This window comes from Bacillus cereus group sp. BfR-BA-01522 (genome assembly GCF_022662635.1).
GTDB lineage: Bacteria > Bacillota > Bacilli > Bacillales > Bacillaceae_G > Bacillus_A > Bacillus_A cytotoxicus.
Map to the genome: position 1 here is coordinate 1 of NZ_JAKUDY010000006.1, position 15,494 is coordinate 15,494.

Genomic DNA, 15,494 nt, shown 5'->3' on the forward strand with positions numbered 1-15,494 from the left:
CTGTTGGAGAAATAGCAGAAAACTTTGCAAGAGTGCGAGCAACCGCTAAAGAGGATGCTTATCAACTTGCGAAGGGGAATGGTGGTTCGGGAGTTAAGGGTACGGGTGAAGCTCTGGGGAATAAAAAAGTAGCAGCAGGAGAAGAGATTATTGCTCAAAGGGTACTGAAAGCAGAACTTGATTTAACACCAAAACTTACACCATACAAATCTTTAAGTAGGGGTCAGCAGAAAAAAATAAAAGAAAAGATTGAAAATCGTACAGTAACAAAAGAAGAATATAAAAGATATCAATGGGATAAAAGATTTTCAAAAAGAAGAGCTGCAGGGGTTAATGAATTTTGGAAGCAAGAAAAGAAAAGAATTTTAGATGGAGAATCTACAACAAGGGATTGGACTAATGAACAGATACAAGAGATTTTAAAAGGAAAAAAACCTCAATACAATGGGAAATCAATAATTGGGCATCATACTTACAATGCTATGAATTATCCACATATATGTAATAGAGGAGAATTAATTTATCCTGTAACTGGCAGGGAACATTTAAAGGGTTGGCATGGCGGAAGCTATAGTAAAAATGCACCTGGTAGACCTGTTAATCCAAACTATTTAGAAGAATTTTAATGGAAAGGAGAATAATAGATGAGTAAAATGGCAATTAAAATAAGCTCTAATGGTTTATTTAGTAAATGTATAGTACCATTAAGAAAGTACACTGGTTTAGGAATTACAGAGATAAAAAATAAAATTGAAAACAAAGATTTTTTTGCCGAAACAGATGCAAATGATATTGATGATATGGAAAATTTAAAAGGATTAGTTGATAACTTGTTGAAGTTAGGTGCGGAAGTAAAAATATTTGATAGCGATGAATACGGTGAAGGAATTTTCGATTACCAAGAAATTTCTTACGGCGAATTTATAAATAATATTGACCGGTTAAAAGAAATTATGGAAGAATTACAGGATTACGATGATGCTTTGTCTGACGAAGTTTAATTGGTCTTAATAATTATTATTTTGAAAATATATGTTAAGAGCTTGTGTTAGTAAAGCAACATAAGCGAGTGATAAAGCTCATGGTTCTAAAATCATAAATACAAAAGCACATAAGAAAAATGGATGAAAAAGAATGTATTTTTGAAGTGGATAGCAAAATATATGGTGTTTGAAAATATATACTCCATGATGGTTATACCATCATGGAGTACTGTGTGCAACGATAGAATAGAAAACGAAGTACGAGCTTAGGCGAGATGACATTAAACACATGGAATGTATATTAAACTAACGAACTCGTACAAACTCGTAAGTTTTAACGTAGTAATTGTCATGACATACAATAGGTGTCATACTGTTATTACAAAACTTACAAATTTAATGCTACTTTAAAGCACTTGATTGTCAGTTAAAGACAACAAGTGCTTTTTTGCGTTTTAGCGTAGAAATTTAAAAGAGCACTATAATTTTATAAGTGCATTAAGTGTTAAATTTTTATTGTTGTTTTATAGACTGTAGTGGCTGTGAACAGTGTACGACGATAGTAGAGGAAAAAATAAAGGGTTGTGTTACTTTTTGAAGTCATCGTAAAGTACGTTTTAACGGATGGACGTTATGCACATGTTATCCGCAAAAAACGGGTAAACGTTACAGGGACTTTAATTGCTGTAACGGGAAGGGGCTCAATATGGGAGAGAAAGTAATTGGTTATGTACGAGTTTCAACAGAAGGACAAGTTGTTTAGTGCAAAATGAAAGTGGTTCTTACGCACTTTTGGTGAATTGCTCTTTTGTGTACTACATTGATATAATAAAAGACAAGGAGTGAACCATGATATACCCTATCCCTTGGTTAAGTCCAGATCCTTTTCTCGAATTGATAGATGTATCTACAAAAGACCGACATCTTCGTTTCACTGTAAAAAGTAATCGTATTTCCGCAAACTGTCCATCTTGTCATTCTATTTCTTCTCGTCGTCATAGTCGTTATACCCGCCTTATACAAGATCTTCCTATTACAGATCAAACCGTCATTCTTCTTATTTTACACAAGTGGTTTTGTGATAATTCTTGTTGTTCTATTAAGGTTTTTACAGAACGATATGAATGGGTAGCCCCCAACGGACGTCGCACACTTCGTGCAGAAAAAGTTTTACGAAAAATTGCATTTTCTACAAGTTGCTTAGCTGGAGAGAAAGTTGCTCGTGCCATCCATCTTCCAATCAGTCATGATGCATGACGATCCATTGTTCGTAAAGCTCACATAGATACAATCGGTAAAATTAGACACTTACTAGCTTTATCATTTTAATCTAGAAGATTCTCCTTTTTAAAAGAAGTAAAGGAAGGGATGGAATAGTTTCGTTTGAGCATCGATAACTATAAGAACTGAATCATGTGTTATATTAAAATTAACGATAAAAATGTTACTTTTGTTTTCAAATAACAGAATATTCAATCTGTTATTTATCAGTTTACAACAAAGGTATTCTTCCTATGGAATATGTATAATTGTGGTAATATTTAGATAAAAGAAGAGTGTCGAGGAGGATGTAGTGTATGAGCACAGGTGTTTTCGCGCATGAAGTAATTATGGAACAACTCCATGATTTGTACCAATTGATGTTATCGCAGCAATTAATAAAAGCGACACAATTAAAAAAAGAAATAGATGAGAAAATAGAACATATTAAGCATGCAGAAGAAAAACAAAATCAGAATGTACTATTATACTATTCTTTGCTAGATTTTAAATACAAACTACTGACTGACAGATTAAGTATTAGAAAAGACAGTTTCGATGTAATTGATTCTATTGATGAAACAAACGATAAGCTTACAGCTTATTACTATCACTCTTTCAAAGGTGAGCATGCTTTAATGTTTAGTGATTATAATGAAGCTAGCAGACAATATGAAGAAGCTGAAAGGTTATTAGAATATATTTCTGATGAGTTAGAACATGCTGAATTTAATCAAAAACTCGCTGTATTACATCACACTTCTAAAATGTTAACATCGATTGAATATGCGAATAAAGCAAAAGAAATTTTTGCAAAACATGCTGGATATGAAGTGAAAGTGGCGTCTTGTGAAAATACATTAGGAACTGCTTGTATATTTTTAAAACAATTCGAACAAGCTGAAGAACACTTGAATCGATCCATCGACATTTTACAAAAACAGAATGAGGAAAAACTAATTTTAGTAGTTAGACATAATTTAGGATTATTATATGCAATGCAAAACTTATCTCCATTAGCGATTCGTCATTTATCTGAAGTTACAGAAAAAAATCCAAATCATTTTAAAGCATTGTTCTTACAAGCACGTGAACATTATAAGCTACAAGAAACAAATATTGCGCAAGAACTGATTGAAAAAGGATTGAAAGTTTGTGATGAAATAGGAAATGAAGAGTATGTGTACCATTTCAATATTTTACGTTTATTAAATGAAAACAAACCTATTGAACTAGTAGAAGAAGAAGTGAAAAAAAGCATTTCTTATTTCAAAAAACAAGGGTTATGGGAGTTTGTTGAAGAATATGGAGAGTTGTTAGCTGTTGCGTTTCGTAAATTACATAATCATGAAAAAGTTAGTGATTACTTCAATGTATGTTACGAAGCGAAACAACAAATAATTAGTAAAGGAGCATTAAAATGATGAAAAAATTTGTATTCGCAACGTTAGGATTGGTAATGGCTTTAGCGATTGGGTGGAATAACGAAGGTGATACACAACATGCTCTGCAAAAAGAAGAAATCATACAGTACTCGCATGCTGATCATTTTTAATTGATATAACAAAAGAGTGATTATTTGAACTGCACTTCAATTGTTAGATATAGCTAATAATTGGGGTGCAGTTTATTTATTAAGGGGATTTTTAGGACGAATCTTTATTTTAAAATAGATATTATCAATGTTCACTATGAATTTCTGCAAATAACGGCGTGTAAGTATAGAAAGCAACAGTTCTACCGAGCGTTAGCCCGACTTTAGGATGTTTCAGCAAAGTTCGAATCATTCCAGCGCTTTCACAGCTTTTAGAATCCATTTTTGAAAACTGCTTCGATGCAAAAAGAATATGCCAGTCCCAAGATTTTAAATCTGGTTCACTGAGTATTTGTTGGAGGATACTTTGAACACCTAGTGCTATCAACTGTCCAGCAACAAGTGTTACATACTGAAAGCTCGAATAGAGATCAATGCTGGCCATAATCGTAATAGAAAGCGTCAGCGTAGCGAGGTGCTCATGATGATTGATATAATGCCTCATCAGCAAGCTCCTAAGCGGTCGCATTAAATGATAAAAACTGTCGTTTATGGATTGTTGTGAAATCGTTTACATATGTTCCTATTTTCTTGGTACCCAATCTCATTCTAAAAAACAAAGTTTCATTTTTAACAACAGGAAACATTTTTAGTGCTAGAATTAAGGGACAATCAGTCTAAAGAAGATGGAGATATTGATTTTTGATTATGCTCGTGTTAATACAGAAGAATATAGACTATCTCATGAAGGAAATTACTGAAATAACGGATTCAACAAAACAACATTGTATGGATACTTAGAGAAGGCTTGAATATGAAATGGATTACAGTCGTAATTTGCTATTTTGTGATTTATGACCGAGCATATATTGAGTGATGTGAAAGCTATGCATAGGATGAAAAAGGGACAAAGTGATTTGCAAAATTAGAAAGAGTACATCTACTGAGTGTTTGAGTCTGTAGCATAAAATAAGGGTCTGTTAGGAATCTAGTATTCTCTAGGTTATACTTCATATATTTGTACCAGAACCAATAGGAGAGAAGAGATGAGATGAAGATGAAGATAGAAATCATTAAGAAGAAAGTTTTATTTGCTGAATTAGAACCATTAGGGAAAATTATTTTAGGCAATATTTTTCTAGGGCTAGCTTACGCGAAATGGATGAAGCCAAATGGGATTATTAATGGTGGTGTTACTAGTATTGCGATGATATTAGAAAAGGTAACAAGTATTCGAATTTTCTATTTGACGATAGGAGTCACCGTACTACTTTTAGTTTTTTGTTGGATATTTTTAGGGAGAGAGAATTTTTTGAAATCCATTATTAGCAGTATTTGTTTCAATATATTTTTTACACTTTTTTATTTGTTACAGTGGGATATTCAAGTTAATCTAGTGGTCGATTTTTTATTAGCAAGTTTGTTTATTGCAGTTGGTTACTACTATTGTATTTCATCAAATGCTTCTACTGTTGGGATAGATGTTATTGCATTGGCTATAAACAAAAAACATCCTGAATTTAGTATTGCTCGAGGCATTCGCTATATAAATTTTATCGTGCTAGCTTTAGGGTTAGTAACTTATGGGGTCAAATCAGTAGTAGTGGGTATATGCTTCAGCCTAGTAAATTCTTATATACTAGACCTTTTTTTAAGGAAGAATATCAAACAGAAAATATGAATAGCACAAGATTAGGAATGCAGGGAAAAAGCTTTTAGATGAAGGAGTGTTTTATAAGGTCATTATTGGAGTGATTTCTAATAGGAAAGTGTACATATCGCTAGCAAGCTAAGAAAACACATTCCACATTAAAATGAAAAAAACGCTATTCTTTCTATTAGAATTACAAGGAAGGATGGTGCTTTTTGGTTTCGGTGCAAAAACTTCAAGATACACGCAAGTAACTAGGAATATAAGGAACACGATGACTATTATATACGGTCAAATAACCAAAAAGTGACATTTAAATAATGTTCACAACGTATCGATTTCTACGATTATACAAGAGACTTTAAAATATATGAATGTGAAGATTATTCAGGTTGTCCATTCAAAGAGAAAAGTACAAAAGCGAAGGAAAATCGTCAAGTACACTACAACCTAGTATATGAGGAATGAAAAGTAAAACGAAAAGTCTTTGGTCTAAGAGATTCTCCAATAAATGATATATTAAAAACAGAAGCAATGAAAGTTTAGAGAAAGAAATTAAAAGTATAACGGATCAAAAAAGGTGTAATATTATTAGTTTATTTTTATATGTTAGCAGGAGATGATAAGTGGATCAAACCTGACAGAATGATAGTGTGTTTTTTAGAAAAAGCACTTCACAGAAGAGTTAAAATTGAAGAAGCTCAAAGTATCTTAGAAAAGGTTACTCACATATTTATGAAAAAATATCCAAATATCACCCGTATATTTTGAATTATTATATATAGAATTGAAAAACAATAATGGTCATTAAACAAACATGAGGATTTATGGATATATTTCGTATCTCTTAGAGAGTTTTGTATAAATACTCAAAAGTAAAATCTCATGTTCCCATAGTCAAACCTTCTGTTGAGTAGTAGTTCCGTTCATCGTATATACCGTTTTATATAATGTGAATGAAAACGAAAGAAAAAGAGTACATCATGGTTCACTCCATTTCATTTATTATATCAATGTAGCACACAAAAGAGCAACTCACCAAAAGTGTAGAAGAACCACTTTCATTTTGCAATAAACAAGATGGTTTCGCCTAATTTAAACTTTATATAAACTACTTGTAATGGCTCATATAGAGCAATGGATTTAATCTCATGAGAGAATGATGAAGAGGAGTATTGAGGGATTTTTATATTACACTTAGAATGTAAAAATCTATTCAAGAAAACTGTTGAGACATTGGGAAAACTATTTGATGATAGAGAACATATCCCGTATGATGTAATTGGAATTATGATTGTTAACATTGTTAATAAAATGCAAGAACTCATTGAACAAGTTTAAAGGATGCTTAACAACAGTGAGGCATTGCTTATTTTTTTGAATGAATTTTTTAGGAAACATAGAAAAGTATTTTGATGAAATATATGCTTATCTGTTAGATGGAAAAAGTATTGTTAATCGTGAGAAAACATATGTGGATGAAATAGCAGACACCCTATTTATGTATTTTGACAGAAAGAGATTTTTAATGTTATTTTTTGGAATGGGAAGTATTTACAAGTGAAGTGAGTGTTAATTCTATCCGTTGGATTTAGATTATCCTGTTTATCTATCGATTAAAGATCTCGAAAAAGCTCTTCTAAAGTAATACCTAATCCATTTGTTATTTTTGCTAAGCTTTCTATTGTAACGTTTTTTTCGCCACGTTCAATAGCACCTATGTGGTTAGTATGTATATTTGATAATTCTCCTAACCGCTCTTGGCTTAAATTTTGTTCTTTTCTTAAAAGGCGAATGCGTTCTCCTAATTTTTTGATGAGTTCCATATTTTCAACACCTTATCAACGTATAACTAATTTTTTTTATTATAACATTTATGAGTGTGGTAAGCATTCTATTTGTGACTGAAATGAGGAGAGTGCTAATTTATTTGATTGCTTCATTATATAAATATTTCTTTTATTAACGTTGTATAGATACTTAAATGTTGATATCTTAGTAAATTTGCATTAGTATTAACAAGGATATATAACTGACAAAAAAGTCGTGATTTATGTCAAAAGCGCTTTTTTTGTCTTTTTTTGTTTTCAAATGGATGGAATAACACCCTATTTTGTATGACTGAAAAGGTTTTTTTGTTAGTTGTTAAAAGAAAATGGAATGGGATACAATAAAATATACAAGAAGATACGTATCAAATTCTGTATAGGAGGAAAGAAAGATGCCGATTTATCGCAAGGGTGAGTTTTTTAATGGTCCTGGTGGTTTCGCAGCTGGCGCTCGTATGGCAAGAGTTTTAGATGCAAATGGAGAAGAATATCGAGTGGAACATACTTGGTCGAATGAAATTTGCCCAGATGCAGCTGCAACATATATAAATAACATATGCCCAGCAGCTCCTGATACAGTGATTGTTCAAGATGTTCGTACATTAGATATAGAAAGAGATACACGATTAGGACCAATTGACGCATTCGTTTTTGGTTTTCCATGTAATGATTTTAGTATCGTAGGAGAACAAAGAGGAATAGAGGGTGACTATGGTCCGCTGTATAGCTACGGTATCCGTGTATTAATACATCATCAACCACAATGGTTTATTGCCGAAAATGTTAGCGGATTACAAAGTGCAAATGATGGTGGTGCATTTGTTCAAATCTTACGTGAAATGCAAGAGGCTGGGTATACAATTACACCACACTTATATAAATTTGAAGAATATGGTGTTCCACAAGCAAGACATCGTATCATTATTGTTGGAATTAGAAATGATATGAATGTTGAATATCGAGTACCTGCACCAACTCATGGTCCAGGTAGAGAACATCCATATGTTACAGCTTCACAAGCGTTAGAAGATATTCCAGAAGATGCTCCGAATCATGAATTTACAAGACATCAGCAGAGGGTAATTGATATGCTAAATCATATTCCACCGGGTGAAAATGCTTGGTATGAGGGAATTCCAGAACATCTTCGTTTAAATGTAAGAGGTGCAAGATTAAGCCAGATTTATAAGCGATTACATCCTCATTTACCTTCTTATACGATTACAGGAAGCGGAGGAGGAGGTACTCATGGCTATCATTGGGATGAGCCTCGTGCATTAACAAATCGTGAACGAGCTAGAATACAGACATTCCCAGATGATTTCGTATTCTCAGGTGGAAAAGAGAAAGTTCGTCAGCAAATCGGAATGGCTGTACCTCCAAAAGCGGCGAAAGTCATTGTAGAATCTGTATTAAAGACAATGGCTAGTATCGAGTATGAATATACGCAACCGAAATGGGATATAAATGTGTTATTAGGGCAACAAGAAGTGCCAGTGCTTGTATAAATATAATAAAAGAAGAGGTTCTTCTTTTAAAAGGAACGACCTCTTCTTCTATTAGTCTAGAGTGATTGCTCGATGTAATGCTGAAAATGTAGTATATCCTTTATTGTTAACTGCACGTAAAAATAATGATACTCGTTCTTCTTTTGATAGATTCTTTTCCATGCAATAATCTAAAAATCCTAATAAAGTTTTGGCGTTCATGATGAATCCTTTTACTTCCCGACCAGCAATGTGATTTTTTGTTTTCTCGGTAATTTTCTTCAAGTTTTTCTCTCCACCAATTTGGTCAGCGGCAATGTAACCGAAAAAGCCTACATTTCTACCTGCGTAACCTTCATAGTTTGGGATGTATTCACTTGCCATATGAGAAGCCAGATTTGATGGGAGAGAGAATTTACTACTGCGGTAATTTTTAGCATCGATTAACCCCAATCCATCTTGTCCATATAATAAAATAATTTCAATTTCTGTTTGGTCACCTGTTGTAGATTTTGGACGCATGATGACTTGAAATCCTAATTCTTTTAAAATCTCTCCAGTCTTATCTTCAAATGCATGGTTATCTTCTTCAGATAGATATGCTTCATAAAAGTCTTCGTTTGAGAAGGAGTAACCTTGTTCTTCTAATTTTTCTTCAATAATTGATAAAGCATCATTTGGATTAAATCCTGCCACTTCAAGTAATTCTATTGCTCTGTCTTTATTATTCTCGGATAGAACAGATAGTTCTGATAAAGCTTCTTGAATAAGGAGTGTGCGTTTTCCTCTGTTTGTAGCAGGTTTTTTATCATGAAAACGTGTTGCTTTGTAGCTCTCTATATCCAATCCATTATTTTCTGCCATTCTTTCTAAAGAGAATTGATAACGGTTGTTAAAAGGATAACGATTATCGTATTCCTTTATTTTATTTGCTGCTTCTATAGCATTTGAAGGATTCGTACGTAAACATTCTCCACGAATGTATTCTACTAATCTCGTGTAGTCGCAAAGTAGCATAAATGTATGCGCTACATCTGAATGAGAAACTTCAAAATCACGAGCAGCGCTGTCAGAACGACTGCGATGTTCATATTGCTCAGCAATATTGATCTTTATATTTCTTTTTTCGTGTGCATTTGCCTTGCGAAATTGAAGAATACGCTGTGTAACCACATCTAATTGATTGTCGTTCGATGCGGTTAGTACAAAATATGTTATTTCTTCCTTTGTTACATAATAGTCTAAGGCAATTTGGTTGGTTAACTTAATCAGGAATCGAGCCGGCCGAATTTTAAAATGGGAGCAAAATTTTGGTCTGAAACCTGATTCCATAAAATAAGCATTTGGGATTTGTAACGTAAGAATTTGCTTAGATATATTTTCAAATACATTTTTTCGATTGAGTAATGCTTTACCTACTTTAGTAGGTACTAAATATCCATTTTCATTTATGTATACATAAGCGAATGTTTTTAACATAGCTACCCATGTGCGCCCACCTGAACCATCATTACTAATAGTAGGTGCTTTTAGTCCTTTATTGCCTAATACTTCTTCATATTTTTTATGAAGTTCTCGATTTCCTTTCCAAGGATTTTGAAAATCGTTTGTTGCTTCTTGGAGTGCACTAAGTGCTAATGCATGAAATTTTGGGTCTCTCTCTGGGCGAGTAATAAACCATACTTTTCGTTCTGCCATTACTGTTCCTCCTGTTTCTTGATGGAATCCAATATACGCTCTCTAGTACTTGTTGATTGCTAATGTCTATTGCAGGGATATCCTTCATTACTACGAAGTATCCTTTTAAGGTTAGAATAAGTTTTTTTCATTTTCTAATGTTGAGGCTACACTCTCTTCTGTTGATAACAGGGCAAGAACTTCTGTAATTTTGATGACATCTTGGTCGAATAACTTATCTAAAGAAGGAGCATTCCTGTTAGAAGATTTTTCGGAGACTTGAACAAAAAGGCCCCTCTTGGTATGATGCGGGGTGTCAAATCTGCAGAATTGACATCCAATTTGTTAACCAAGGAGGACTCCATATGAATTTTAAACAAAACCAGAAAATAAATCAAGTCACTGAGAAAATGCTTGTTGGAGGAATCGGTATTGCGAAGCGGTCACATTTCGCTTGCTTTGTAGATGATCGTGAACGAATGCTCCAAAAATCATTTTCAGTTTCTCAATCTCTTGAAGGTTTTGAGTTGTTCTATCAACGTCTCCTAACGGTTATGAAAAAACAGAAGTTTACTGGCCATTACTGATTTAATCCCGCTGATTTTCATGAAGAACGCGGTATTCCTTTGGTTATAGCAAATCCTATGCAGATCAAACGGTCAAAAGAATTAGATGACAATCTACTAATTAAAAATGATCGCAAAGATGCATTCGTGATCGTTCGCTGTATTAAGGATGGACGTTTTAATTACCCTCGTATCTTGAAGGACATGGGAGCTGAACTTCGTGTTGGTAAACATGTAGAAGAAAACTATCAGAATTTGAAATTGGAGGAGGGGGTACCTCCCTCCTCCAATTTCAAATTTCCGCATGACAAATAGATCTGATGATTTTCTTTTTTCGCAAGGTCTATTATGATATACTAGTTTCACATGATTACGAATGTGTTGAAGCGGTTTCGTAATCATAAGATATGTTGTGTGTAATAAGATGAAAAGCCACTTTCAATACCTTATTCACACATGCGATGGATGCAACTTTATGACATTTGTTATAAGGTTGCATTTTTAATTTATCATAGTAATCTACGAAATGATTGTTTCCAAATCGTCGTTGGCGAATCATATTTTGTATTGTAAAACACAGTATTTTGCGTAAATGACGATGGCCACGCTTTTTGATTTTATCCCTGTAAAATAACGTGCCCGATTGAAAACGGCTTATATCAATGCCTGCGTAAACATTCAATTGCTTATGATTATCAAATCGGCTTATATCACCCATTTCTCCGATCAAACGAACGGCTGGATTTTCACCTATGTAAGGATGCTTATTAATATTTGATATTCGTTTCGCCTTCTGAAAGCTTAACCATCCTTCCAATTCATGTTTGTCATTGTCTCAAAATAGCTAGGTATCTTTTCGCATAATCTTTTAATTGTTCACACTGAATAGCATTTTTATCAACAACTGGATAGGACTCTTGTGTAGCTTCTATTAACTGAATTGTTGTTTTAGGAGCTAATTTTTTATCTGTATTGACGAGTAGTCGATTTCGAATAACGGTTTTAGAGAGATGTTTGACACAATCCGCATGAGGAAATAGCTGTAAAATATCTAAAAATAGCTCGGACTTTTGTGTGAAAAGCGATTCCAGCTCTGGAAAAGTCAGCTGTAGTAGCCTATGCATTCGGCTTCAAATCACCTTCAATTCTTCATTTGGTGGTGAAGTGAGTTTGGGCCAAACGGTGGGTATTACTCTTAACCGTTTTATGCATGCGCATAGAAATTGTTTAAAGCTTCGACTCGAGTGGATTTAATAGACAGTATGAAAACCATAATCATTCATAAACCGCTCTAATTGCCTAGAATATACCCTCGTCGCTTCAAATACGATGGCTGGAGCTTGACCATCACCATCACTTCGTACCAAAGTAACGATCTGTTCATATAACTTTTGGAGATGTGTTTGATTATGTAGGATTTCCCCCTCAAAAATGCAAGATTGCGCTGAGCTATAAATAACCATATAACTTTTCCATATACTGACATCGAAAGCAATTACACTTTGCATAAGCATACTTCCTGTTTTTTGTGCGAATTCGAGGCTCTAGGGCTGTCCTGACCTATTCTTCACGTCTGCTAATCTTAGTATGTTTTAAGTGGAAAAATATTGGGATTGATTGGTATAATTCAAATAAGATATTTACAAAGAACTATATTACATCAGGAGGGCAAAATGGGAATTGAAAGACTACAAGAAGAAATAGTGACAGAAGAAATAGAAAATTTAAGATCCTTAGTAAGGTCAGTTAAAAAAGAAGCAAGTATTTTTTTATTAGAAAATAAATATGGGCAAGGAAATTTGTTAAGCCAAACAATATTTCAAATTGCCGCATTAATAGAGAACTTACCAGAGAAAAAATCAATTATTGAAGATTTGGTAAATGTTAAACAATATTCCTCCATGGTTCATGAAGAAACGTTTATAAATTTAGCAGAAAAATATAAAATAGATATGCATTTCGATGAACCGTTAAAGCTTATTGTTACAAAATGTTATTGTAGTTTACCTTTGGAAAAATTTAATAAAATGTGTGTGATAGCAAGTGTAAATAAAGAAAAGCAATATGAAGTATTACGAGGGAAAATGATTGAAAAAACTCTAGAATTTGATGAACAAGATAAAAGGGATATAGAAACGGCAATGGGAAATCTGGTTGAAGCAGGAAGAAACTACATTATCAATTTGGAGAAAGTCAATGATGATATTATTATGACTGCGCATTTTGAAACTAGAACAAGAACATTTACTACTATTAAATCAGGGAAAACGATTGCAACCATTAATGTTAAGCCGACAACAAGGGCGTCAGCAAAATATAACATTAAAGAAAATCGTATTTCATTAAGATATGGCACATCCAATAAAATTAGAAATGCGATGTTGGAATCATTTGGACAAGTTTTCTTTAAAGATAATAATCATTTTAAAGGTGATAGTTATCAGATATATAAATTGGATGATGTGAAGAATGATGATTTTTCAATACGTATTGACGAGGAACTACAAGACAAGGTTTTATCAGCTAACATTATAGAAGAAACGTTAAAGTTTAATTTAGAAGATAATGAGGTAGTATTAGTTGTAAAGTCAAAAGATGTAGAGGAGACATTGGAGCTTTTATCTAATGAGCATGTTCAATTAAAAGCTCAGCCTAGGGAAAGTGTAGTTATCCAAATCAAAATAAAAGACGGTGAACAACAAGATAAAATAAAAACGTTAAAAGTAAAAATTTCAAGCAATAGTAAAATTCATTTTGACCCACGTTATACAGAAATTGTTCATAAATGTCTTCAGAACTGGGGGATAGAGATTGGAAGTTAAAGAGAAAGAGCTATTAAAAAAAGTATTGACGTATTTGGATAAAAATGTTCATTATATCATGGATCATAAAGAGTATGATTTGATAGAGAGTAGCTTAAGGGATAAATGGTTTATTGCTTTAACAATGACAAGTACAACATGTCCTATCTGTGAGGATTTGTGTCATCTTGCGTTTGATGAAGATGATGATTTTGTGGTTTGTCCGAATACGCATGAAATAATTGATATTACGGATGAACAACGTTTTAAATATAGATTTAAGTTAGATGAATTTTTGTGCGAATTGCAAAAAGAATGGAAGATTGAAAGAAGAGAAGGTTCATGGAAAAGCTTCTCTTCTATTGGTTCAACAAGCTACAAAGAAGATAAATGGTTGATAATGTTTGGATTAGGAAACGAAAAAGTGAATAGTATTAGAAACATTATGGAACTTCGAACACATTTTCCACAAGACTATATTTTACTAATTGTTAATGAATTTTTAAGTTACGAAGAACCTCAAAAGCAAATATTAAATAATATGGGTGTGTTTTTAGCGTCTTGGGAAGAGTCATTAGAGTCAACATTCAATCATATTTACAGTGAACAAGATCAGGTTTTATTACTAACTAAGGGTATTTTAAGTGCGGGTGCAAGCAAGGATACGGAAATTGTTATGTCAGCACTGAAACATGCTGCTACAACTGCACAAGGAACAGAATTTGAAAGGCAAGTATATAATGTTATTCGTCAATTATTTCAAATTGCAATGCCCTTTGGTAGTAAATACACAGGGTTTGGAATTCCAGATGGCGTCATAAGCGAAGGGAAAAGCAATCCATTTCCTGTCATGTTTTATGATTGTAAGTCTTTTAAAGGGGAAGATTATCGTCATAAGTCAGAGATACCAATGCAAGTAAATTACTATGAGGATTTTTTAGAGAATTTTTTTTCAAAAGAACATGCATATCGAAATACAGGGTTTATTATTTTTGCTAATAAATATTCCGATGACGCACAAAGTAGTATCATAGGTTCTCCACATTGGCAATACGTACGTGAGAAGTGTACAGTATTTTTTATGAATGTGAAAGCTTTGGAAAAAGCAGATGAGATGGCTAAAAATTTTTTTGTACAAAGTGGTTTTAATAGTTTCGACTTTTTTCAGGTGTGTTTCGAAAACAGAACTGAATTATTTAATGACAGAGAAACTGAACAATATTATCAACAGATATTTAAGGACTCTCTTTATAGTAATCTTCGTTTTATAGACGATGTAAGAATAGAGTTGGCACTGATAACAGGTATTGTGAATGCAATAAATAATTTAAATAATAAAGATGGTTTGAGTAAAGATTTAAAAATAGTTATAAAGAATTCTATGCATGAGAAGAAGAAGATGCGTGTACACAAACCCGTGATATCTGTATTTTTGTCAGAATTTATAGAAATGATGAATACTAATGAGTTAATAAATAAGTTTCATCCACTATCCATATTGCTAGTCATGAACCGTTTCGATGATGATTTACGTAGTGCAGTAGGCGAAGCTAAGTATGATGAAACATTAGATGAGGTACAAAATAAAATAGAAGAGTCATTAGTTTAAGTTTTTTGAATTAGATGAATACTATAAGCTTAGGGGAGAAAATTACAGTGTTTTGTGATAAGTTAAATGCTCTCTATACGTTTAAAGTGTTTAATAT

Annotated in this window: 10 protein-coding genes and 5 pseudogenes; 11 read left to right on the forward strand and 4 right to left on the reverse strand. The window is 33.0% G+C overall.

The features are described from left to right. From MR059_RS10355 to MR059_RS21800, 5 genes and pseudogenes are all read left to right on the forward strand, one after another. Positions 1–626, forward strand: a pseudogene (locus MR059_RS10355) (hypothetical protein); the annotation flags it as partial. Positions 627–644: 18 nt separating this feature from the next. Further along, the gene (locus tag MR059_RS10360; protein ID WP_087094559.1) at positions 645–1,001 is read left to right on the forward strand and encodes a hypothetical protein; all 357 of its coding nucleotides are present in this window, start codon (positions 645–647) and stop codon (positions 999–1,001) included. A gap of 831 nt (positions 1,002–1,832) precedes the next feature. Further along, on the forward strand, positions 1,833–2,240 hold the full coding sequence (locus MR059_RS10365; RefSeq protein WP_011983843.1) for a transposase family protein: 408 nt from the start codon (positions 1,833–1,835) through the stop codon (positions 2,238–2,240). Positions 2,241–2,560: 320 nt separating this feature from the next. Beyond that, positions 2,561–3,667 (forward strand): tetratricopeptide repeat protein, encoded by a 1,107-nt coding sequence (locus tag MR059_RS10370; protein ID WP_011983844.1) that lies wholly within the window; start codon positions 2,561–2,563, stop codon positions 3,665–3,667. Then, on the forward strand, positions 3,667–3,798 hold the full coding sequence (locus tag MR059_RS21800) for a hypothetical protein (protein ID WP_269147651.1): 132 nt from the start codon (positions 3,667–3,669) through the stop codon (positions 3,796–3,798). Before MR059_RS10370 ends, MR059_RS21800 begins: the two co-directional genes overlap by 1 nt. Positions 3,799–3,927: 129 nt before the next feature. Here the strand turns inward: MR059_RS21800 and MR059_RS10375 are convergent. Then, positions 3,928–4,309 (reverse strand): annotated as a pseudogene (locus MR059_RS10375) (alpha-ketoglutarate transporter); the annotation flags it as partial. A 519-nt stretch (positions 4,310–4,828) separates the two neighbouring features. Between MR059_RS10375 and MR059_RS10380 the strand changes: the two are divergent. Together MR059_RS10380 and MR059_RS10385 are read left to right on the forward strand one after the other, a co-directional pair. Continuing rightward, complete coding sequence (locus MR059_RS10380) at positions 4,829–5,458, forward strand: YitT family protein (protein WP_011983846.1); 630 nt, start codon at positions 4,829–4,831, stop codon at positions 5,456–5,458. Between the two features lie 237 nt (positions 5,459–5,695). Continuing rightward, positions 5,696–5,893 (forward strand): annotated as a pseudogene (locus MR059_RS10385) (transposase); the annotation flags it as partial. Between the two features lie 1,151 nt (positions 5,894–7,044). Here MR059_RS10385 and MR059_RS10390 read toward each other — a convergent pair. After that, positions 7,045–7,254, reverse strand: a complete 210-nt coding sequence (locus MR059_RS10390) for a helix-turn-helix domain-containing protein (RefSeq protein WP_011983847.1) — start codon at positions 7,252–7,254, stop codon at positions 7,045–7,047. A 395-nt stretch (positions 7,255–7,649) separates the two neighbouring features. Between MR059_RS10390 and MR059_RS10395 the strand changes: the two genes are divergently transcribed. After that, positions 7,650–8,765, forward strand: coding sequence for a DNA cytosine methyltransferase (locus MR059_RS10395; RefSeq protein WP_011983848.1), 1,116 nt, complete (start codon positions 7,650–7,652; stop codon positions 8,763–8,765). 51 nt (positions 8,766–8,816) lie between these two features. Here MR059_RS10395 and MR059_RS10400 read toward each other — a convergent pair whose 3' ends face one another. Continuing rightward, positions 8,817–10,442, reverse strand: a complete 1,626-nt coding sequence (locus tag MR059_RS10400; protein WP_011983849.1) for an AlwI family type II restriction endonuclease — start codon at positions 10,440–10,442, stop codon at positions 8,817–8,819. Between the two features lie 344 nt (positions 10,443–10,786). Between MR059_RS10400 and MR059_RS22465 the strand changes: the two are divergent. Then, positions 10,787–11,215 (forward strand): annotated as a pseudogene (locus MR059_RS22465) (IS110 family transposase); the annotation flags it as partial. A 142-nt stretch (positions 11,216–11,357) separates the two neighbouring features. On the opposite strand, the pseudogene MR059_RS10410 reads toward MR059_RS22465, so the two are convergent. Beyond that, positions 11,358–12,495, reverse strand: a pseudogene (locus tag MR059_RS10410) (transposase). 165 nt (positions 12,496–12,660) lie between these two features. On the opposite strand from MR059_RS10410, the gene MR059_RS10415 reads away from it, so the two are divergent. Then, positions 12,661–13,809: a hypothetical protein gene (locus tag MR059_RS10415; protein WP_011983850.1), complete on the forward strand. Its 1,149-nt coding sequence runs from the start codon at positions 12,661–12,663 to the stop codon at positions 13,807–13,809. Beyond that, the gene (locus MR059_RS10420; RefSeq protein WP_011983851.1) at positions 13,799–15,397 is read left to right on the forward strand and encodes a hypothetical protein; all 1,599 of its coding nucleotides are present in this window, start codon (positions 13,799–13,801) and stop codon (positions 15,395–15,397) included. The genes MR059_RS10415 and MR059_RS10420 overlap by 11 nt, the downstream gene beginning before the upstream one ends. The last annotated feature ends 97 nt before the right edge of the window (positions 15,398–15,494 follow it).